Below are 21,786 nucleotides of genomic sequence, written 5' to 3' on the forward strand. Positions count from 1 at the left end.
TATCACTATTCTTTTCAAACTTTAAGGTAAACTCCTTAACGTCTCAATTATCATTAAACCTAACTTCTTTTTTATCTTTACCCATAATAATACTCTTATTTTAATACTGTATCTTTTAAAATATTTGTACCACGTAAAAATTCTTCTATATTCAAAGCTTTTTTACTCTCTTGCTGAAGTTTTTTCACTCGTAATATACCGCTTCCACAAGCTATTTCCAGCTTATCGCTAATAACGGTACCGGAAGTACAGTGATGATCCGCATTTAAATATTCTGCTTCAAGGATTTTAATTATTTTATCATTATAACTAAAATATGCTCCGGGCCAAGGATTCATGCCCCTTATTTTACAATCTATTTTATATGCGGATTCATGCCAATTAATTTTTCCTTCTTCTTTAGTTAATTTATGAGCATACGTAACGCCGTCACTTGGCTGTGTTATTGGTACTATATTATCGATATTTGCAAGTGTTTTAATTAATAACTCCGCTCCGAGATTTGCACATTTGTTATGCAGTTCTTCCAATGTTATTCTTTCTTCTAAATCAAAATCTTCTTTCATCAATATATCACCTGTATCAAGCCCTGTATCCATACGCATAATACATACACTACTTTTCCGGTCACCCTCTATAATAGTACGCTGCAGAGGAGCCGCTCCTCTGTGACGAGGCAAATCGGATGGATGGATATTAAGACAGCCGTATTTCTTAGCTTCTAATATAGCTTTCGGCACAATAAAACCATAGGCAATAACAACTATAATATCAGCATTAACTTTATTAATTAGATTTATTATTTCATCATTACGAAGAGTAGAAGGAGTATAAACAGGAATTTGATGCTCAAATGCTAATTGATGTATTGGAGATTTAGCTAAGTTAAGTCCTCTGCCCTTAGCTTTAGGTTGCTGTGTAAAAACAGCTTTAACTTCGTGATGAGTTATAAGTTTTTTAAGAGCGGGAACAGCGAATTCAGGCGTTCCCATAAAGATTACTTTCACACTATATTATTTTTGAGTTTCTTAAGCTTACGAAGTACTACATCTCGTTTTAAATTACTTAAATAATCAATCATAAGCTTACCTTCTAAATGATCATACTCATGCTGGATAACTCTTGCAAGCCAATCATTTGCTTTAAGCTCTTGCGATTTACCATGATAGTCTAAATACCTAATCTTTATAGATTCCGGTCTTGCCACCTCAATACGTTGCTCCGGTAATGAGATACAACCTTCGTTAGCCGTAACTAGCTCTTCTGCTTTTTCTATTATTTCAGGATTCACTATAAAAAGCGGATAAAAATCTTTTGGTCTTGCTACCGAATCATGATCTTGTATATCAATTACTAAAATACGTTTCAATACCCCTACTTGTACTGCTGCAAGCCCTGCACCGTCTTCATGGTACATAGTTTTAAGCATATCATCCATAAATTTTCGTGTTTGATCGGTAAACTCTAAAACCGGCTGAGATTTCTGCTTTAATCTTTCATCAGGTGCCGTTACTATCGGTAATATTGACATCATTAAATCTTAATATTTAATTTTAATATACTATAAAATCACCAAAATGTAAAGAAAGCAAACCTGCCTAATTCCGGCAATAGTTGCATAATAAACTCACCTATTTGCAATAATTTGTCGAATTAATAATATTTAGTAAAAAATAATAGCAAATATCAGATAACATGTTAATAAATAAGGCTTGCATAAAATTAAGGAGGAATAATAATGCATTGGGGTGATATTGAAGAAATTGCCGAACAACTCGAAGAACATTGTAGCGATCAGTATAATGAAAAAAAAATTTCATTATTAAAGCTAGAGAAACTGATTAGAGATTTAAAGGACTTTGAAGATGGAGAAAAAACAGTCGAAGAAGTTACATTAGAAGAAATTTTAGACAAATGGGAAGAATTACGTAAAGAAATTAGAGAAATCGATTAAGTAGCTTTTGAGTTATTTTCAAACATTTATAAATTAACTTTATAAAAATACATTATAATCAATAAAAATATAACAACTGCCTGAAAAAAAACCCTTAAAGTCATTAACTTTGAACTAAATGTCTTATCAAACTTTCCTTCGATAGCCATCGATACTACCCCTATAATAAGAACCGCAACGGTTAAACCAATTGCAATTAATAACCACATCATAATTTATTACCAATATATCACTTGCCACACAAAGATTATATGCTTTTTCTCTTTTAAATCAATTATATAATATTTGAGATTTGATTAAAAAATTCACTAATTCTTCGTAAAAAATAATAATTCAAGGAACACACATATCTAATTTATCAAATATAGATAATTCAACAATTACTTTAAAAGCAAAAGAGATATTAGGCTCTTGCGTTCTTATTAATTTTTGCTCAAAAATATCTAAAAATACAAATAATTTAATTTTCTGCACGCAAGAACCTAGAGTATTTTGAGAAACCTCGTCCTATTGCTAAAATATTTATTAATGCTCACGGTGGAACATGACTTGCTTAAATTAAGCTTTCTGAGTTACACTATATATATTATCTATCAGTTTAACAAAAGCACCATTTCCTAAAACATTAGCACAAGTGATCACAGGATCAAATAAGATATAAAGAGCTGTAATCAGAGGCATCATATTAGTATTAAAACCTAGATATTGTTCAAGTATAGGTAGCATTACAATAATTCTACCACCTGGTATAGCTGCTACTGAAAATTTTGCCAATACAAAATAAAAAGTAAAATAATTAAATAAAGTAGGTTCAGCTAATCCATAACTTTTTAGTATAGCATAAGCCAAAATCGATATGGCAAAACAATCTCCAACAAGATGAATATTGACTGTTATTGGTCAACGGTACGAGCGAGTGCTTTATTATTTGTATTATTTTCCGCTCCTATTTTATACTAAGTGGCATACTTATAACACTAGACATTGCACTAAATCCACTTATAGATGCTGGCATCATATTACTAAGGCTAGCTATGCATTCCTTAACTCGACAGTTACTTAAAATAAAATAAGCAAGAAAGATATAACCAAACTGAGCAAATACGATCGTCACAAAAATGAACATATAATCTTTAATAATTATATCTAATACTTCATCAAACTGTAGTTTTACGATAAAGCCCATTATAAATAAGGGCATTATATAGATCAACAATCGCAATATTTTTGCAACAAATGCTTCTAGCTTACAAGCCAATCCAATTGCAACTTCAGCACACAATTTTGAGGAAATAAAGCCTAAGATAATACTACTAAATACGATTTTATCATTAGAAATAATATTAGGAAAATTAAGCAACCATAAAGGCTTTAAACTATCATTTTCTATAGGAGAGATCATTGATAAAGCGAATTGATATATGTATATACCTACATAATAACTTATGAAGGTAGAACAAACATTAGACCCACATACTAGTAATAATATTAAGAAAACTATACGTGTTGCATCTTTGGCTAGCATTACAACAGATTTAAAAAGTAAACCAAAAATAATTAAAGGCAGAAATAATCCAATTATAGAAATAGATAGACTTATTGAATACAATAACCTTTGTACTTCTAAACTCATTAGTGGGTTTAACAATATGATAGCTATGATAATAGCCATTAAAATAAGTGGCATTTTACGCAACATAAAACTTACCTAATAATTAGTTAATTTAAATAGATGAATATAATTAAAAGAAAGATATAGAGATATTGTTACCGGCTTAGACCGGCTATAGTAGTAAAAAAAGACTGGAAAGTTAATATTTGCATATTAATTCAATATACAGTTATTATAGAGAGAAAAATTAGTGTTGCAATACTTTTCTAGAAGTTCTTTTGGGGGGTATTGTTAACTAAAAGCAGATCAATTAATAAATTAACGTCATTGCGAGGAAAATTACAAAGTAATTTGTACGTCCGCAATCTCAGAAGTTTGTTGTTATTTCATGAGATTGCCACGTAGCCTATGGCTGCTCGCAAGGCATTGTTGCGTGAAGCAATTTCACCTCTGTCATCCCGGTGGCTTGACCACGGGGTGACACAGTGGGTTTTACCGGTCCACGCAACAATACCTCCTCGCAATGACGACTTAGGTATCTATGCAAAATGCTTTCGCAAGAATGACATCGAGAGCTTTTTAAGAGCTATGCGGGAATAACAACGCCTCAGCCCTTACAGCTCTTCAGATTGCTCTAATTCCTCTTCCTCTAACTCACTATCTTCTTCACTTTCAGCAGTTTCAGCAATTAAAGAGACAGACACGACTTTTTCACCATCATCTAGCTTAAATAGGATTACGCCGCTAGTGTTACGTCCCGTAATACGTACTGACTCAAGTTTACAGCGAATTAACTTACCGCTATTGGTAATCAGCATTAACTCATCATCCATTTTAACCGGCATAACACCGACGACTAAACCAGTTTTGTCGTTAATATCCATATTGATTATACCGCTACCACCACGGTCAGTAATTCTATAGCCATAAGCTGAGCTTCTCTTACCAAAACCGTTCTCAGTTACGGTTAAAATGAATTCTTCGGAATTTGCCATTTCTACAATAGCCGGGGCAGTTAAGCTTACGCCAAGTTCTTCAGGATTAAACGCCTCACCTTTAGCAATCTCTAATCTCTGCTCCCACGGCACGGATAAATAAGCATCTCTATCCTCTTTTGTACTACTAATACCTTTAAGCACAGTCATAGAAATTACGGAATCCTCTTTGGCAAGCTTCATACCTCGTACCCCATCAGAAGTACGGCTCTTAATAACACGCAGCGATTCAACAGGGAATCTTAAAGCTTTACCGGCTTTGGTAGCAAGTAAAATATGTTCGTCTTCTTTACATGGTTTTACGTCTATTAATTTATCGTCCTCATCAAGCCTAATAGCAATTTTACCGTTCGACTGAAGCTTTTTGAAATCTAATAAATCGCTTCTTCTGATATTACCTTTGGCAGTTGCGAACATAATGTTTAAATTATCCCTCTCATCCTGATTTTCAGGTAGCGGCATAATATTCGTAATATGCTCATTTGCTTTCAGCGGTAATATATTAACCATCGGTCTACCCTTACCCTGCGGATTACTTAAAGGCAGTTTATACAGTTTTAAACTATAAACCTGACCGATATTTGAGAAGAACAACATAGGAGTATGGGTACTACCGACAAAAACTTGCGTGGTAATATCTTCATCACGCATTGAAAGCCCTGATCTTCCTTTACCGCCACGTTTTTGCGCACGATAGCTACTTAGAGGTACACGCTTGATATACCCGCCAAGCGTTACGGTTACAACCATTTCTTCACGCTGAATTAAATCTTCTATATCTTGATCAAATTCGCCGAATTCAATTGAAGTAAGACGAGGAGTCGCAAATTCTTCTTTAACTTTAATGAGCTCTTCCTTTAAAATTTCAAGTAACCTTGTACGAGAGCCAAGTATATTAAGATATTCGGTGATTTCCGTAATGAGGTTCTTTAAATCCTCTTCAAGCTTGTTTTTCTCCATAGCGGTCAGGCGTTGCAATCTCATTTCTAAGATTGCCTTAGCTTGCACTTCGGTAAAGTTACATTTACCCTGCTCGTTTAACATTGCTTTATCATCAACCAACTTTACAAGAGGTAGGATATTTAATGCTTCCCACTGACGAACCATTAATTCTTGTTTAGCTGCATTCGGGTCATTTGAAGCTTTAATAATACGTATTATTTCATCGATATTACTAACGGCAATAGTTAGTCCTAGTAAAATATGAGCTCTATCTCTTGCTTTATTGAGTAAATATATAGTACGGTTAGTAATCACTACTTCCCTAAAACTAACGAAAGCTGCAATTACTTCTTTCAAATTCATCACTTTCGGTAGCCCGTCTTTAAGAGCAAGCATAATAACACCGAAGCTAGTTTGTAGCTGCGTACATGCGTATATTTGATTTAAGACTACTTCAGCAACTACGTCTTTCTTTAACTCAATAAAAATCCTTACACCGTTTTTATTCGATTCATCACGTAAATCACTTATACCTTCTATACGCTTTTCCTTAACCATTTCAGCGATTTTCTCAACGAGCCTTGCCTTATTTACCATATACGGTATTTCGGTAATAATAATTGCTTGACGGCTATTACCGATATTCTCAATCTCGGCTCGACCTCGCATAATGATACTCCCTCTACCGGTAAGATATGCCGATCTAATACCGCTAATGCCTAAAATCATTGAACCTGTAGGAAAATCCGGTCCTTTAACAACTTCAAGTAAATCTAATATTTCTATATCGTTATTATCTATATATAAACAGCACGCATCGATAACCTCACCAAGATTATGAGGCGGGATATTAGTTGCCATACCGACCGCAATGCCTCCGCTACCGTTCACCAATAAATTGGGAAACATTGCAGGAAGTACGGAAGGCTCTTCTTCAGAACCATCGTAATTAGGGTTAAAGCTGACAGTCTCTTTATCGATATCCTCTACGAGCTTATACGAAACTTTGGCCATTCGAGATTCGGTATATCTCATTGCTGCCGCCGCATCACCATCCATCGAACCGAAATTACCCTGCCCGTCTACAAGCGGTAAACGCAAGGAAAAATCTTGTGCCATACGTACTAACGCATCGTAAATAGCACTATCGCCGTGCGGATGGTATTTACCCATCACGTCACCGACTATTCTAGCGGATTTTCTATAAGGTTTACTAGCATGATTACCGGCTTCATGCATGGAATAGATAATTCGGCGATGTACCGGCTTTAAGCCGTCCCGAACATCCGGTATAGCTCTACTTACTATAACGCTCATAGCATAATCAAGATAAGATACTTTCATCTCATCTTCAATATTTACCGGTACTAAATTAGAAGAAGATTTATCAGTCACGATTACTTAGCCTTAAATTTAATGAATTATATTTAATAATAGAGACATAATAAATTTCTTTCAAGGATTGCTTGTATTTATAATCGTGGCATTATTTCTAAGTTACCGATGTCATTGCTGCGGGACATTGTTGCGCGGATGCCGATGTCATTCCTGCGAAGGCAGGAATCTAGTTTTTTAAGCAAATTATATACTAAATTTTTATGTAATTTTCTTTGTTTTATCATTTTTTACTGGATTCCCGCTTGCGTGGAAATGACATAAACGAACCATACAACAAGGCCTTTAGTCACTTACAATGACGACATCAACCGTTTCTATGCAATAACATAATCGTAAAAGTTAACAAACTTTATTATATATTAGAATTATTTTATACTTTCTAAATATAATGAACGCTGCTCTATTCTTGTTATCTCATCTACCGTTACCTGTTCTGCTAACCTTTGTTTAAACTTAGATCTTAGTTTTTCTAAATCTTTATTTTTCTTAGAGAACGGTAATATTTTAGATAATAATTTATTATTTTTGTTGAACATGTAGTTGCTCCCGTGATTACACTTAAATTGCTCAAGTTTTAACCACCGAAGATTTTAACTTCGGGTGGTTGGGACGTTCAAAGAACCGTCACAGAACAGTTATAATAGCTTTTAGGTTTAAAGCTTAGACTTTAAACCTTGTACATAGCTACTATCCCCCGACCATGAAGTCAAGGATTATACCATTTATACGGCTGATAATACCGCTTAGGATAGAGGCTTTGAAACCCCGGAATAACGTCACCGCTATTCTTGCAAGAGATTTTAGCCAATTTTTTTGAAATATCAATTAGCTATCCATGTCATTCCTACGTGGATCAGTTTTTTTGTCATTGCGAGGAAATTTACATAGTAATTTGACGCAGCAATCTTGAGAAGAATTCCTGAGATTGCCACGCTCACTAACGTTCGCTCGCAATGACGACTTGATATCCACGCAACAAAACCTCCACGGGAATGATATCGAGCTGGTTTTACCAAACCACTTAACAAAGCTTGTAGTTGATATAATGATAAATTTTAAGAATGTTCCTCTTCTTGCTATTTATACCAAAGTTCGGCATAATAGCCTTTGTGCTGTAGCAAGGTTTTATGGTTACCCCGCTCAACTATATAACCGTTATCTAAAACGATAATCTCATCTGCATCGATAATAGTTGAGAGTCTATGGACAATGATAAGGGTAGTATGGTGAGCCGAGATCTCTTTAAGGCGTGCTTGAATTAGCTTTTCGGCTTTAGTATCAAGCGAACTTGTTGCCTCATCAAAAACATATATTGCTGGATTTTTTAAGATGGTTCTTGCAATTGCAATACGCTGTTTCTCACCGCCCGAAAGCTTTAAGCCTCTCTCGCCTACCTGCGTCTCATACCCTTCGGGTAACGTGCTAATAAACTCATAAATATGAGCATTTTTTGAGGCTGCTATAACCTCATCATAGCTTGCTGCATTATTACCGTATGCGATGTTGTAATATATCGCGTATCGTTAAACAGTACCGTATCTTGTGGGACAATTCCAATAGATTTACGCAGCGATTGTTGCGTGACTTCTCTTATATCCTGACCATCAATAGTAATATTGCCGCTATTAATATTGTAAAACCTAAAAAGCAAGCGTGATATCGTCGATTTCCCTGCCCCGCTACTACCGACTACTGCTAAAGTTTTACCGCTCTTGATCGTAAAACTTATATTATGTAAAATCGGACGTGCCTGATTATAAGCAAAGCTAACATTATCGAAACTAACCGCACCTTTTAAGATAATTAGCTCCTTAGCGTTCAAAGCATCCTCTACTTCTACAGGTATATCAAGCAGATTAAACATATCTTCCATACTAACTAGAGCGTTTTTAATTTCTCTATAAGCAAAGCCAAGTATTGAAAGCAGAATTGATAGCTGAAATAGATAAGTATTAACCATTATTAAATCGCCGACGGTCATTTTATTTTGGTTAATAGCATTTGCTGAAAGTATCATAAGGCTAACAAGCCCTAAGGATATTATAACATCCTGCCCGATATTTAAAATCGATATGCTGTTAGTAGTTTTAGTAGCTGATTTTTCATAAGTTTGTAAAACCTCATTAAACTTTATCGCCTCATATTCTTCATTACCGAAATATTTAACGGTCTCAAAATTCAGTAAACTATCGATTGCTCTATTATTGGCGGTGTTATCGCTTTAGTTTATTTCCCTTGCAAAAGAAATACGCCAAATACTGATTAGGCAAATATAACCAACATAAACTATCATTGTTATTAAAATAGTTACGGCAAACCAAATACTGTAAACATACTATAACATCCCGCTTACTAATATAATTTCTACGCTTGTCGGAAAAATATTAAATAACGAATACCGCAGTACCACTTCAATACCTTTAGTACCACGCTCTATTGACCTACTTAAGCCCCCTGTGTTTCTAGTAATGTGAAAACGCATACTTAAAGCATGTACTTAAAGACATTTAGAGCAACTAAGCGAGTTGCTTGATGCCCTACTTTTGAAAAAATGATATTTCGTAATTCACTGTTGAACAAGTATTTTTGTTCCGCCATATGCAACAATAATCCCGATCATAACCGAAAGAGCAAAGTTTTTATTTAGCCCATTTATTATATATTTATAAACAATAGGAACGAAAATATTTATTACTTTAGCTATGACTAGACAAATAAGAGAGGTAACAATACACAGGCGTATATCAAAATCCTTCGACCATAAATACGGCAGAAGTAGAGAGAATGAATTTTTGCGAGTTTTATTTTTGAACATTTTAAAGTTTTGGTAGTTTTCAGCATCATTGCAAGCGGGCATTGCTCGCGTGGATACTAAATCGTCATTGCGAGCGACCGTAGGGAGCGTGGCAATCTCATAAAATAATAACAAACTCCTTAGATTGCTTCGTCAATTACTTCGTAATTTCCTTGCAATGACGTTTTTATTAATTACGCTCCGGCAGCAGGTGAAGTCCTCTTTGGCTGATTTTCTAACAGCTTATCTAACCTTCCCTCTTTTTCAAGATCAAACAGAGCATCACAACCACCAACATGCATATTATCTATAAATATCTGCGGGACGGTCTTTTTTCCACCGGATTTCTTAATAAATTTTTCTTTCTCTTCCTGAGTAAAATTACTTACTTCAATTTCCTCATAAGCAACATTTTTCTCATCAAGCAATGCTTTAGCTTTTATACAATAAGGACAACTAGCGAGAGTATAAACAATAATTGTGTGTAATATAGCTTTATTCATAATGTTATATTTTTTTGTGAGATTTTAATATATTATCTTAAACTATAGTTTTTAAAGCAAGTAAAAATGCATGAATAATTTTTCTATTATCTCAGAATATAAACCGGCAGGCGATCAACCAAAAGCAATAGATGAAATTATAGCAGGGTTAAGTAGCAAAAAACGCTCACAAATGTTGCTTGGTATTACGGGATCAGGCAAAACCTTTACTATGGCAAATATTATAGAGAGAACTAATCGTCCTACTCTTATTATGGCTCATAATAAAACTTTAGCTGCCCAAATCTATTCAGAGATGAAATCGCTTTTTCCAAAGAATGCCGTTGAATACTTTGTCTCATATTATGATTATTACCAGCCCGAAGCTTATATAGCACGCACCGATACTTTTATAGAAAAAGACTCATCAATTAACGAACAAATTGATTTAATGCGTCATGCCGCTACAAGATCGCTATTAGAGCGTCGTGACGTTATAGTAGTTTCTTCCGTTTCCTGTATTTACGGCCTTGGCTCTCCCGATTTATATTACCAAATGATGGTTAATCTAGAGCCTGGTCAAAGCTACCCTCGTGATCAGCTACTAAACGATTTGATAAATCTACAATATGAGCGTAACGATATCGGATTTGAGCGTGGCTGTTTTAGAGTTAAAGGCGACAACATCGATATTTTCCCCTCACATTACAGCGATAAAGCTTGGCGTTTATCGTTTTTCGGTAATGAACTCGAATATATCCATGAATTTGATCCCCTAACAGGTGAAAAACTTGCTAAGCTCGATAAAACTATGGTTTTTGGTAATTCACATTTTGTGATGCCTCAAGAAACGGTCAATAATGCCATATCAGGTATTGAAGAAGAATTACAAAAACGCTTAGAGTTTTTAAAGTCACAAGACAAACCACTTGAAACTCAAAGGCTAAATCAACGTACTCAATATGATCTTGAAATGTTAACGGAAACCGGCAGCTGTAAAGGCGTTGAAAACTACTCTCGCTTTTTCACAGGACGTAATCCCGGTGAGCCGCCTCCTACATTATTCGAATACCTACCAGAAGATGCATTATTATTTGTTGATGAAAGCCATGTATCCGTACCGCAAATTAGAGCGATGTATAACGGCGATCGAGCAAGGAAAAAAGTTTTGGTAGAGCATGGGTTTCGTCTACCCTCTGCACTTGATAACAGACCTTTAAAATTTGAAGAATGGGACAAATTTAGACCACAAACTGTGTTTGTATCTGCAACTCCAGGACCGTTCGAGTTAGAAGAAACCGGCGGCACGGTTGTAGAATTGATTATCAGACCTACTGGGCTGCTTGATCCTGAATGTATTATCAAACCCGCTACTAACCAAGTTGAGGATTTAATTAGCGAAATTCAAACCACTATCGCTCAAGGTTTTCGTGTTCTAGTCACCACCTTAACTCAAAAAATGGCAGAAGATTTAACCGCCTATTTGCAGGAGCTAAAATATAAAACTTCTTATTTACATTCTAACGTTCATACTCTAGAACGTATAGAGATTTTACGAGATTTAAGACAAGGTACTATTGATGTTTTAGTCGGTATTAATCTATTAAGGGAGGGGCTTGACATCCCTGAATGCGGCTTAGTTGCTATACTTGATGCAGACAAAGAGGGGTTTTTGCGGTCGGAAGTATCGTTAATACAAACAATAGGAAGAGCTGCAAGAAATAGCGCGGGTAGAGTTATACTTTATGCCGATAAAATGACTAAATCTATCGATAAAGCCGTTAGTGAAACGTTGCGTAGAAGGCAAATTCAACAAGAATATAATGAAAAACACGGCATAATTCCAAAAACCATCAACCGTGCTATTCACACTTTAGCAGAATTTGAGAAAATCGATAGTAAGCTTGATAAAAAACAAGCTCATACTTTATTTGATAATCCTGCTAAGCTAAAAACCCATATTGATAAATTAAAGAAAGAAATGCTTAAAGCCGCAAGTAATCTTGAATTTGAACAAGCCATAAAACTTCGTGATCAGCTAAAAACTCTAGAAGAGGCGGCACTCGAGTTGAGTTAATGGTGTGCGTTGTGGATACCAAAATCGTCATTGCGAGGCAAAACTGTAAGTTTTGACAATCTCAGGAGTTTGTTATTATTTCATGAGATTGCCACGCAGCCTATGGCTGCTCGCAATGACTATTCAAGTGTCCACACGGGCAATACCATTAACAACCCCTAAAACTCCTACGATGATACGGTGATAAGCCATGTATATTAATAGCTTCGATATGTTCTTTGGTACCGTAGCCGGAATTTTTGTGCCATAAATATTGGGGAAATTCAGCACTTAAGTCTAGCATCAAACGATCCCTAGTAACTTTTGCAACAATAGAAGCCGCAGCAATCGATAATGATAAATTATCACCGTTAATTATACTGACAAATCTTTCATCCTTAAACTGCATATTACCGTCAACTAACACTATTTCTGGCTCAAGGCTAAGATTTGCTACAGCAATAGAACAAGCTTTTTTAGTTGCCTCTAATATATTAATATCATCAATTTCGGTATGAGAAATAATAGCAGTTGCCCAAACATAATTACTAGTGATTTGTTCATATAGTAATTCTCTTTTCTTTTTGGAAAGCTTTTTAGAATCTTTAATTCCCGTTATAATATTGGCGTTATCTACTATAACGGCACTTGCTACTACCGGACCTGCAAGCGGTCCTCTACCTGCTTCATCTATACCTGCTACAATACAGTTATGATATTTTTTTTCAAAATGTAATAGATCTACTTCCATAATTGTATTTTTTTAATTTTTGATATATGATAGAGCAGTTTAGAATTACAAAAAAGGAAAAGTGCAAAATTATTTTCAATTATTAGGACTTCCGCAAGAGTATAATATTAATTTAAAGATATTAGAAAAGCAATATTTTGCTATGCAGGTAAAATATCACCCCGATAAAGCAAAAACTTTGCAGGAAAAGGAACAAAATCTAATTACTGCGGCTGAATTAAATAACGCTTACTCTACTCTTAAAGATGCCTTAAAGCGTGCTGAATATATGCTGCTTTTGCAAAATATAAATTTGAATGACGAAAAAACACGTAGTTTACTTTCGCCTCTAGAATTAAGCATATTCTGGGATGAAATGGAAATAATCGAAAATACTATCTTATTTAGTGATTTAGAAAAAATAAAAGACAAATATGAATTAATGAAAAAGCTTGAAATTGATTCTTTAAAACAAGCTTTTGAAGAACAAAATCTATCAGACGCAACTATAAAAACTAGCAAGCTTAAATATATTGGGACATTGCTGCATAAACTGCAAGAAAAAATAAAATCATGCAAATAATAGAAATTAGGGAACCGGAGCAAGCTGATTTTAAGCAAGAACGGCAAATAGCAGTCGGTATCGATTTTGGCACTACTAACTCATTAATAGCTATTGCAGCTAATAGACAAGTTAAAGTTATTAAATCTATAGATGATAAAGAATTAATCCCAACTACTATAGATTTTACAAGTAACAATTTTACTATAGGTAATAATAAAGGACTGCGTTCTATTAAAAGACTATTCGGTAAAACATTAAAAGAAATTCTAAATACTCCGGCACTTTTTTCGTTAGTTAAAGATTATCTAGATGTAAATAGTAATGAGCTTAAGCTAAATTTTGCAAATAAACAACTGAGAGTCCCTGAAATTGCAGCAGAAATTTTTATTTACCTAAAAAATCAAGCAGAAGAACAATTAAAGACTAATCTAACTAAAGCAGTAATAACAGTACCTGCACATTTTAACGATGCAGCAAGAGGCGAAGTAATGCTTGCGGCTAAAATAGCAGGTTTTGAAGTATTAAGGCTAATTGCCGAACCTACTGCAGCTGCCTATGCTTACGGCTTAAACAAAAATCAAAAAGGCTGTTATTTAGTATATGACCTAGGCGGCGGTACTTTTGACGTATCTATTCTTAATATACAAGAAGGTATTTTTCAAGTTATAGCAACAAACGGCGATAATATGCTTGGTGGCAACGATATAGATGTAGTAATTACACAATATCTTTGCAATAAATTTGATTTACCTAATTCTATAGATACTTTACAACTTGCAAAAAAAGCAAAAGAAACTTTAACATATAAAGATAGTTTTAATAATGATAATGTATCCATTAATAAGCAAACATTAGAGCAACTAATTTTACCCTTAGTAGAACGTACTATCAATATAGCTCAAGAGTGTTTAGAACAAGCAGGAAATCCAAATATAGACGGAGTTATTTTAGTAGGGGGTGCAACCCGCATTCCTTTAATAAAAGACGAATTATATAAAGCATTTAAAATAGATATTCTATCAGATATCGATCCTGATAAAGCAGTTGTATGGGGGGCTGCATTACAAGCAGAAAATTTAATAGCACCCCATACAAATTCATTATTGATTGATGTAGCACCTTTATCGCTGGGTATGGAATTATATGGCGGTATAGTTGAAAAAATCATCATGCATAATACTCCGATTCCTATTTCGGTCGTAAAAGAATTTACGACTTATGTCGATAATCAAACCGGTATACAATTTCATATATTACAAGGTGAACGTGAAATGGCTGCCGATTGCCGCAGTTTAGCCCGATTTGAGTTAAAGGGACTTCCTCCTATGAAAGCAGGATATATTAGAGCCGAAGTTACTTTTGCTATTGACGCAGACGGTATATTATCCGTTTCTGCTTATGAGAAAATCAGCAATACATCACATGCTATAGAAGTAAAGCCAAATCACGGTATTGATAAAACGGAGATTGATATTATGTTAGAAAACGCGTATAAAAATGCTAAAATAGATTATACTACAAGATTATTACAAGAAGCAGTAATTGAAGCAGAGGCTTTAATCTTTAACATAGAACGTGCTATAGCGGAATTAACAACTTTATCATCGGAAAGTGAGATATCTATAATTAATTCTTTATTAGATAATATAAAAGAAGCCGTACACGCTAGAGATTGGATCTTAATTAATAATTCTATTAAAGAGTTTAAATCCAAAATAAAAAAATCTATAGATACAAAGTTTAATATAATAATTAATGATTTGCTAAAAGGCAAAAATATCAATCAAATTAAATAGCCTCAGTTATATATAAAATATTACATATAATCGAACTAATTTAGATAAGGAAAAATAAGAAGAATGTCAGGAAAAATAAAAGTAACATTTATTATAAATGATGGAGAAGAAAAAACAGTAGAAGCACCGATAGGGCTTTCTATTTTAGAAATTGCCCATAGTAACGATCTAGACCTTGAGGGAGCTTGTGAAGGATCGCTTGCTTGTGCTACTTGTCACGTTATTTTAGAAGAAGAATTTTACAACAAATTAAAAAAACCTACGGAAGCAGAGGAAGATATGCTTGACTTAGCCTTTGGTCTTACCGATACTTCTAGATTGGGATGTCAAATTATTTTAACCGAAGAATTAGACGGCATAAAAGTACGCCTTCCTGCTGCTACTCGTAATATAAAATTATAATGGATTAAAAAAGTGATACGTAAAATACTTCTTTTTGTGTTTTTAGCCTTTACTATAATATGGTTTGCAACTGCATATACTATAAAAAATAACGTTGTAAGTTTAATGAAGAATTCTGAATCCGATAATCTTAAAATATCTTATAATGTAGTTAAGTTTTCAGGCTATCCTTTTAATTGGAAAATTACCGTAACGGATCCTAAAGTAAAATTAATTGATCATGTAAATTCTAAAGAATTTACATGCGAAAATATTGTCCTAAATATAGCTTTTAGTACTAAAAGAGCTGCTCTTAATTTCGGTCCTTTTATTAGAGAAGTCGATAATTACGGCGACAAAACATTTACCTATGATGTACGCAGCGATGATGACATAAAGGGTATAGGAAAATTTAATAAACCTTTATATAAAATATCAAAAGATGATAATTTAAAAGAAATATTAAAATCAATTCAGTTAAATAATAAAGCATTATTGATATTTAAAGATAATCAAGAAATCTTTAAAATTAATGATTTAGCATTTCTTATAAGAAAACAGAATTTAGCAAGTGAGGAAAATATATCCTTATTTTTAAACATGAATTATTATTCAGAAAAAGATATTTTGAATTTTAAAAATGCTAATTTAGATATTGCTGCTTCTTTAAAATTTGCTGAAAACGGAGAAGATTCAGCTATTTTACAAAATTTTAATATAGAAAGATTTATTTTTACTTGTGATAATGATTCTAAAATTAATTTAAACGGTGATTTACAACTCTTTGCCAATAAATTACCGAAAGGAAAACTATATTTTGAGCTAGAAAATTATAATTCCATAGTTGATAAATTATTACCGAATAATATTATTTTTTCTAAGAAAATAATTAAAACAATTATTGCTAAAGCAATTAATAAAGCTTCCGACGTGCAATTAAATACAGAGCAAAATGATTCAAATTCGGCTTACAAAAATATAGAAAAAGCTAAGTTTGATATTGAGTTTTCAGACAAAGGAATAAATATCGGTGCTATTAATTTATTAGAACTAAAACTTGGTAAACATAAAGAAGACCAAAATACCACAAATAATTCAAATTAGCTTTATGAACAATTTTAAACTAGCGACTATTATTAGCATATTTCTTATTTGCAGTAATATTTATGCTGCTCCAAAAGTCATTAAAATCGGTACCGGCTCTATTTTAAAAGGATATTATGCTATTGGACTTGATTTATGCAAGACTATTACAAATGACGATAAAAATAATGAACATATTAAATGCGAAGTTGTTGCAACAAACGGTAGTATAGAAAATTTAAAATTATTACAACAAGGCAAAATTGATTTAGCCCTAGTGCAAGCTAATATTGCAGTAGAAGCATATGAGGGCATAGGTTATTATCACGATCAAGAAAAAATGCAAAATTTACGTCAGGTGCTTAATCTACATGATGAGTTTTTTACGGTTATTGTAAAAGATGAGGATAAAATAAAAGGTTTTGCTGATATTGACGGCAAAAAAATAACTAACGGTCCAGCATTTTCCAGTAGTCATATTACTTATGATATCGTACGTTCTTTATATAAATTTGCTAAGGAACCTGAAGAGCTACACATTAATTATGAAGATTCTAGTGATCAATTCTGTAATAAGGAAATAGATGCTATAATAATGATGGTTGGACATTCTAACCCCTTAGTAAATTTAATAGCTAATAAGTGTACAATTGATTTCATTTCTATTGACAATGATAAAATAACGGAATTAATAAAACAAAATAGAGCTTTTCATAAAGCCATACTTCATAAGGGCTTATATCCAGGGATTACCGATAATCAAACTACAGTAAAAGTATCGGCAATCCTAGTAACTAGAGATGAGGCAAATCGTGATATTTTAGATAAATTTATCGGAGCTTTTCATAGAAACGTAGCAAATTTTAAACTTTCTAATTACTTATTAACTAACCTGGACATTAACTATTTCGCCGATACTAAAAATTTTGTTCTACCAAAACATGATTCAGTAAGAAACAAAAACTAACAATATCTTATGTCTGAAAATACTATATTTAAAAATATACTGATACCTATAGATTTAAATGATAAAAAATCTATAAAAGGTATTCTTTCTAAGGCTTTAATGCTTGCGACGAACTTTCAAGCAAAATTACATTTTATGTATGTAATTCCTGAATTCGGTACGAAAATGTTTGAAGATTATTTACCTAAACATTGGAGAACAGAGAAAAAAGAAAAGTATAAAGCTCAAATTAAAGAGCTTATCAAACAATATATTCCCGATGAAATTGAAACAGGTTATTATATAGGTAGCGGTGCCGTTTATGATGAAATAATTAAGCACTCTAATGAAATTAAAGCCGATTTAATCATAATCTCTGCAGTCAGACTACAATTAAAAGATTATATGCTTGGACCTAATGCTTCTAAAATCGTCCGTCATTCAGATATATCAGTGTTAGTAGTAAGAGACGAGTAACAAGTATTATTTACGACTCTTGGGAGTGCATTGCTAGCGTGGGTCCATAATCGTCATTGCGAGCAGCCGTAGGCTGCGTGGTAATCCACAAAAAATAAAAAAAAATGCTATAAATTAGCATTTTTTACTGGATTGCTTCGTCAAAACTTACAGTTTTTTCTTGCAATGACGATTTTGGCTGTTATAATTTCACTTTCAACTTCACAAAGCCTTGATAGCTTTGATATTTCTTTTATAAATGACAGTGATATTCAAGTAATACGCTTACATTATCTTTTTCAGTTAAAATGCTAGCACCGATATTATAAGCGACTTTAGGTTGCTTCGGTAATGCGATAGTTTCATTAACTTCTCTATCTTTCCATTTTACTTTAGCATTAAGTTTTTTACTATTATCATTAAGTAATGTTCTACAGATGCTTGAAGTGCAGGCATAACACTAAAACCTTCAGCTATTTTCTGCGGTGCTAAAGAACTACCTTACCGCCTAAAATACCACTCTATAAATGCTACTTTTAGAAGCAATACTCAAATGCTGAATACCTACAACATCACTTTCTTGATATGTATCGTCTTTAGAGTGGCCGTATCTTATACCAAGATTTGGAGTAAGAGTAATATCACCATTCATAAGATGATTATAACTTAATAAAGTTTCAAAGTTATAATTATTATCCTTATATTTACCGGTTGCAATAGTACCTAAACGGTTGATTTACTCTTTACTATATTATGATTGTAAGCAAACATAGCTTGTATCATAAAGTTTTTCGGTAATTCTTTTTGTCCGTATAAAGTTACGATATGGCTATCGATATTAGTATTTGACCTGCTACCGTTAGATTTAAACTTTGAATCCAATTTAGTATAAGCAATACCGACTAAATCTTTGTAGTTATCAGAACCAATATCAAAACCTATAGTACCACCCGCAACATGACCTTTATAACCGGCAAAACCTTTTTGCGTATTAGTACCGTAAGTACCTGCAATCCAAAGGCTTTTATCTAACACTTTTTCATCTTCATCACCCGCAGCAACCACAGCACTAGAGAACATTCTATGCGATATAATATTACAGCTCATTTGAGTGATATCATGAATCAGATTATATATTGCGCCAATCATTTCTTCGTCTTGTTTTACTGCATTTTGCATTTCTACAACTTCAGCAGCTTCAACTCTTACAGCTTCAGCAATGCTTGCTTCTGCAGCTTCCTTTATAGAAGTAACTACTTTTGCCTCCTCTTCTTGTCTAGCTTCCTCTTGCTTCGAGTTTTCAAGGCTAACTTCAGAATCCTTAGATTCTGATTTATTTGTACTACTAGATACTTCTACTTTTGTTCGCTCCTGTATTATATTATAATTATCATTTTCATAATCTTCTTCAATGTTAAAATCATCATCTTTATCATCAAAGCCTTCAATATTGCCCTCTAAAGGAACAATCCTCTCTATACGTTGAACAATCATAATTTCTGCACCAGTATGTGGAGCTTCTTCCACCGGAGGCGGAACTACCCCTACATCTTCCATATTAATAACTACCGGTGCCGGTGCTAATGGAGCTGCAACTGTAGGAACAGCTATTACCTCTTCTGCATCCTCTTCAGGATCTGCCGGTAAAACCAACGGTGCAACAGGAACCACAAAAGCAACAGCAGGAGCTACTACAACTACTCCACCATAGCTTACGTCTCCATTACTACTGCTTGTGCTGCTGCTGACTCAGGATGTCTTGTAGCAACTTCTGCTTCATTTACAGCTGCCGCTTCTATAATTGCTGCTAACCTAGAATTATTCGCTTTAAGTTGCTGTATTAATCCTACATCTTGATTCATTCTAACACATAGATTTCTTGTTTCCTGATCTATACCACTTGCTACTTCTCTTTTAGGACCTATGAACTCAATATTGGTTCCTTCTTTTATAGCTTGAGCTAATTGATTTATATTACCATCAAATGCATCTGCATTTTTAGTTGTATATTTCTCAAAAACTTCTTCTACAATTAATGCTTTTAGTTTTTCCTTTCCTTGAGTCTTTATTGCTAACTCTCTTTTTAAATCCGTGTCAACTGAAGCTGCTATAGCTTGAACAATGGTTTCGTATTTTTTCCCCTATTTTAGAAGTAGGAGCAATATAAGCTACTGCCACTGCAACCGCAGCATTTTTTTTAGGAAAAAGATTTACGATAGGCTTTAGACTGTTCCTCTTTCTGACTAAACCGTCCATACCAAGCCCATTTTATATCCTATCCTCGTAGGTAGTGGCAGGTCCACCTGCTACCACTATTACTGGTGCAATAACAGGGGTATTAGCAGCTTTACTCCTTTTAATAACGCTTCTATTTTCTCATCACTTAATTATATTAAGAAATTTTCCTCTTTTAAGAAATCTTTAGTATTAGGTATTAAAGCTTTCATTTTTGCATTAAAATTATTTTGTACGGCGTCTGTTATATTTTTCTCTGTAATGGTTTTAGAAGCTTTAGATAAACCAGCTGCATTATCGGCTAAAACTTTTCTTAGTAATCTAGCATTAGTATCAACTGCCGTTTCATAAATTCTTGATAATATTGCCGGTACAGCTTTATTTTGTAAAAATGTTAGCCTCTATCTATATTACTTTCCACTGTTAAATTAACAATATTGTTATTAATCCAATTATTTATTTGAGTATTTACTTCGTTCGCTTTAGGAGTAAGGGCTATATTATCGTGTACTTCTCCTTTATTAGGAGCTAGATCTAGTACATCGGAAAATTTTATCTCTATTTCATTATTTAAAGAATTTGCTCCTAAAACATTTTCATTTTTAGCAATATAATCTATTCTTGATATAATTGTTTTCTTATCTTGTAGTTCATATTTTATTTTTATTTCAGTACTTCTTGCCGTAATATGATTTTGTAAGTCCAGCGGTAATTTATCAAAAGTATAGTTTAACGGTCTATTGCATTATGTTCTTCTTCATTAAACAGCTCTTTAAAAAATTCCTTGTTGGCTATTTTATTATTTAAAGTTAAAGCTTGCCTTGAAATTTGCTTTATTACATCATCATCTTTTAGTCTATTCCAAATATTCTCAGCTTTTATCATTAATTGTGCTTTATCAGGCTTTGCTTCTGAAAATAATGTTAAAGACTCAAGTGAACTTTTCCTTTCTTCTAAAGTTAAAAATGTTTTGATAGTAATCCCTAAATCTGTTTCTACACCTAATCTAATGTTCTTACTTCTAGCTTTCCGGGATTTCCATTATTTTTAGCTAAATACATCTCATTATGAAATATTCTGTCTAAAGTATTCGGAGCTACAAGAACTTCTGCGACTGCTCTGCCTACAACCGGTGCCGGTGCAGCTATTCTTCCTCTTAATGCAGCATCTTCTTTTGCCTTTAGATTTTTATAACCTGCTAATTTTAGTTCATCATCACCTATGGCATCTAGATTTGCTATATCCCTAGCTATTGCAAGTCTTATACCTACACCTGCCGGAGGAGGAGCCGCTACTCCACCCGGTAGAGGCGGAGGAGGCGGTACTACTCCTGCCATTGCTTGAGGGGCTATATTACAAGA

22 protein-coding genes and 2 pseudogenes are annotated in these 21,786 nt (G+C 33.6%); 8 read left to right on the forward strand and 16 right to left on the reverse strand.

Annotated features, from left to right (window positions below):
- Positions 1-95: 95 nt before the first annotated feature.
- The gene (gene fmt / locus RSIB_RS03790) at positions 96-1,007 is read right to left on the reverse strand and encodes a methionyl-tRNA formyltransferase (protein ID WP_032850864.1); all 912 of its coding nucleotides are present in this window, start codon (positions 1,005-1,007) and stop codon (positions 96-98) included.
- Positions 1,004-1,531 carry a peptide deformylase gene (gene def, locus RSIB_RS03785; protein ID WP_012150494.1) on the reverse strand — a complete coding sequence of 176 codons (528 nt, stop codon included), beginning with the start codon at positions 1,529-1,531 and terminating at the stop codon, positions 1,004-1,006. Before def ends, fmt begins: the two co-directional genes overlap by 4 nt.
- Before the next feature lie 207 nt (positions 1,532-1,738).
- Here def and RSIB_RS03780 point away from each other — a divergent pair, with 207 nt between their 5' ends.
- Positions 1,739-1,954: a Fe-S cluster assembly protein IscX gene (locus RSIB_RS03780; RefSeq protein ID WP_004996457.1), complete on the forward strand. Its 216-nt coding sequence runs from the start codon at positions 1,739-1,741 to the stop codon at positions 1,952-1,954.
- 26 nt (positions 1,955-1,980) lie between these two features.
- On the opposite strand, the gene RSIB_RS03775 is transcribed toward RSIB_RS03780, so the two are convergent.
- The 8 genes and pseudogenes from RSIB_RS03775 to grxC all read right to left on the reverse strand — a co-directional run bounded on the left by RSIB_RS03775 (position 1,981) and on the right by grxC (position 10,198).
- Entirely contained in the window at positions 1,981-2,166 is a 186-nt protein-coding gene (locus RSIB_RS03775; protein ID WP_004996460.1) for a twin transmembrane helix small protein, read from the reverse strand.
- 121 nt (positions 2,167-2,287) lie between these two features.
- The gene (locus RSIB_RS05880; protein ID WP_014273244.1) at positions 2,288-2,428 is read right to left on the reverse strand and encodes a hypothetical protein; all 141 of its coding nucleotides are present in this window, start codon (positions 2,426-2,428) and stop codon (positions 2,288-2,290) included.
- Positions 2,429-2,512: 84 nt separating this feature from the next.
- Entirely contained in the window at positions 2,513-2,803 is a 291-nt protein-coding gene (locus RSIB_RS10175) for a cation:dicarboxylate symporter family transporter (RefSeq protein WP_004996461.1), read from the reverse strand.
- A gap of 97 nt (positions 2,804-2,900) precedes the next feature.
- The gene (locus RSIB_RS10180) at positions 2,901-3,653 is read right to left on the reverse strand and encodes a cation:dicarboxylate symporter family transporter (protein ID WP_004996464.1); all 753 of its coding nucleotides are present in this window, start codon (positions 3,651-3,653) and stop codon (positions 2,901-2,903) included.
- Between the two features lie 527 nt (positions 3,654-4,180).
- Positions 4,181-6,898 carry a DNA topoisomerase (ATP-hydrolyzing) subunit A gene (gene gyrA, locus RSIB_RS03765; RefSeq protein WP_004996468.1) on the reverse strand — a complete coding sequence of 906 codons (2,718 nt, stop codon included), beginning with the start codon at positions 6,896-6,898 and terminating at the stop codon, positions 4,181-4,183.
- A 368-nt stretch (positions 6,899-7,266) separates the two neighbouring features.
- Positions 7,267-7,437: a hypothetical protein gene (locus RSIB_RS09095; RefSeq protein WP_004996471.1), complete on the reverse strand. Its 171-nt coding sequence runs from the start codon at positions 7,435-7,437 to the stop codon at positions 7,267-7,269.
- 540 nt (positions 7,438-7,977) lie between these two features.
- Positions 7,978-9,716: pseudogene (locus tag RSIB_RS10185) on the reverse strand (ABCB family ABC transporter ATP-binding protein/permease).
- Between the two features lie 173 nt (positions 9,717-9,889).
- A complete protein-coding gene (gene grxC, locus RSIB_RS03760) occupies positions 9,890-10,198 on the reverse strand; it encodes a glutaredoxin 3 (protein WP_004996476.1) in 309 nt (102 codons plus the stop codon).
- A 70-nt stretch (positions 10,199-10,268) separates the two neighbouring features.
- On the opposite strand from grxC, the gene uvrB reads away from it, so the two are divergent.
- The gene (uvrB, locus tag RSIB_RS03755) at positions 10,269-12,254 is read left to right on the forward strand and encodes an excinuclease ABC subunit UvrB (RefSeq protein ID WP_004996479.1); all 1,986 of its coding nucleotides are present in this window, start codon (positions 10,269-10,271) and stop codon (positions 12,252-12,254) included.
- Positions 12,255-12,402: 148 nt separating this feature from the next.
- On the opposite strand, the gene RSIB_RS03750 is transcribed toward uvrB, so the two are convergent.
- Positions 12,403-12,984, reverse strand: a complete 582-nt coding sequence (locus RSIB_RS03750) for a ribonuclease HII (protein ID WP_004996483.1) — start codon at positions 12,982-12,984, stop codon at positions 12,403-12,405.
- Between the two features lie 61 nt (positions 12,985-13,045).
- Between RSIB_RS03750 and hscB the strand changes: the two genes are divergently transcribed.
- The 6 genes from hscB (at position 13,046) to RSIB_RS03720 (ending at position 18,211) form a co-directional block, all read left to right on the forward strand.
- The gene (gene hscB / locus RSIB_RS03745; RefSeq protein WP_004996487.1) at positions 13,046-13,546 is read left to right on the forward strand and encodes a Fe-S protein assembly co-chaperone HscB; all 501 of its coding nucleotides are present in this window, start codon (positions 13,046-13,048) and stop codon (positions 13,544-13,546) included.
- On the forward strand, positions 13,537-15,324 hold the full coding sequence (gene hscA / locus RSIB_RS03740; RefSeq protein WP_004996490.1) for a Fe-S protein assembly chaperone HscA: 1,788 nt from the start codon (positions 13,537-13,539) through the stop codon (positions 15,322-15,324). Before hscB ends, hscA begins: the two co-directional genes overlap by 10 nt.
- 63 nt (positions 15,325-15,387) lie before the next feature.
- Complete coding sequence (locus tag RSIB_RS03735; RefSeq protein WP_004996492.1) at positions 15,388-15,726, forward strand: ferredoxin family 2Fe-2S iron-sulfur cluster binding protein; 339 nt, start codon at positions 15,388-15,390, stop codon at positions 15,724-15,726.
- A 12-nt stretch (positions 15,727-15,738) separates the two neighbouring features.
- Complete coding sequence (locus RSIB_RS03730; protein WP_004996494.1) at positions 15,739-16,809, forward strand: RP198 family tick cell line-upregulated protein; 1,071 nt, start codon at positions 15,739-15,741, stop codon at positions 16,807-16,809.
- Positions 16,810-16,813: 4 nt separating this feature from the next.
- Positions 16,814-17,755 carry a TAXI family TRAP transporter solute-binding subunit gene (locus RSIB_RS03725; RefSeq protein WP_004996496.1) on the forward strand — a complete coding sequence of 314 codons (942 nt, stop codon included), beginning with the start codon at positions 16,814-16,816 and terminating at the stop codon, positions 17,753-17,755.
- A 9-nt stretch (positions 17,756-17,764) separates the two neighbouring features.
- Positions 17,765-18,211, forward strand: a complete 447-nt coding sequence (locus tag RSIB_RS03720; protein WP_004996499.1) for a universal stress protein — start codon at positions 17,765-17,767, stop codon at positions 18,209-18,211.
- 487 nt (positions 18,212-18,698) lie between these two features.
- Here RSIB_RS03720 and RSIB_RS10190 read toward each other — a convergent pair whose 3' ends face one another.
- The 5 genes and pseudogenes from RSIB_RS10190 to RSIB_RS05920 all read right to left on the reverse strand — a co-directional run bounded on the left by RSIB_RS10190 (position 18,699) and on the right by RSIB_RS05920 (position 21,762).
- Positions 18,699-18,926, reverse strand: coding sequence for an autotransporter outer membrane beta-barrel domain-containing protein (locus tag RSIB_RS10190; RefSeq protein ID WP_337459628.1), 228 nt, complete (start codon positions 18,924-18,926; stop codon positions 18,699-18,701).
- Positions 18,914-19,861, reverse strand: coding sequence for an autotransporter outer membrane beta-barrel domain-containing protein (locus RSIB_RS10195; RefSeq protein ID WP_004996502.1), 948 nt, complete (start codon positions 19,859-19,861; stop codon positions 18,914-18,916). The genes RSIB_RS10190 and RSIB_RS10195 overlap by 13 nt, the downstream gene beginning before the upstream one ends.
- A 41-nt stretch (positions 19,862-19,902) precedes the next feature.
- Positions 19,903-20,052, reverse strand: a complete 150-nt coding sequence (locus tag RSIB_RS09710; RefSeq protein ID WP_167316968.1) for a hypothetical protein — start codon at positions 20,050-20,052, stop codon at positions 19,903-19,905.
- Between the two features lie 1,102 nt (positions 20,053-21,154).
- Complete coding sequence (locus RSIB_RS09345; protein ID WP_004996505.1) at positions 21,155-21,310, reverse strand: hypothetical protein; 156 nt, start codon at positions 21,308-21,310, stop codon at positions 21,155-21,157.
- A gap of 180 nt (positions 21,311-21,490) precedes the next feature.
- Positions 21,491-21,762 (reverse strand): annotated as a pseudogene (locus RSIB_RS05920) (hypothetical protein).
- Positions 21,763-21,786: the final 24 nt, after the last annotated feature.

The sequence above is a fragment of the Rickettsia sibirica 246 genome (genome assembly GCF_000166935.1).
GTDB classification, from domain to species: domain Bacteria; phylum Pseudomonadota; class Alphaproteobacteria; order Rickettsiales; family Rickettsiaceae; genus Rickettsia; species Rickettsia rickettsii.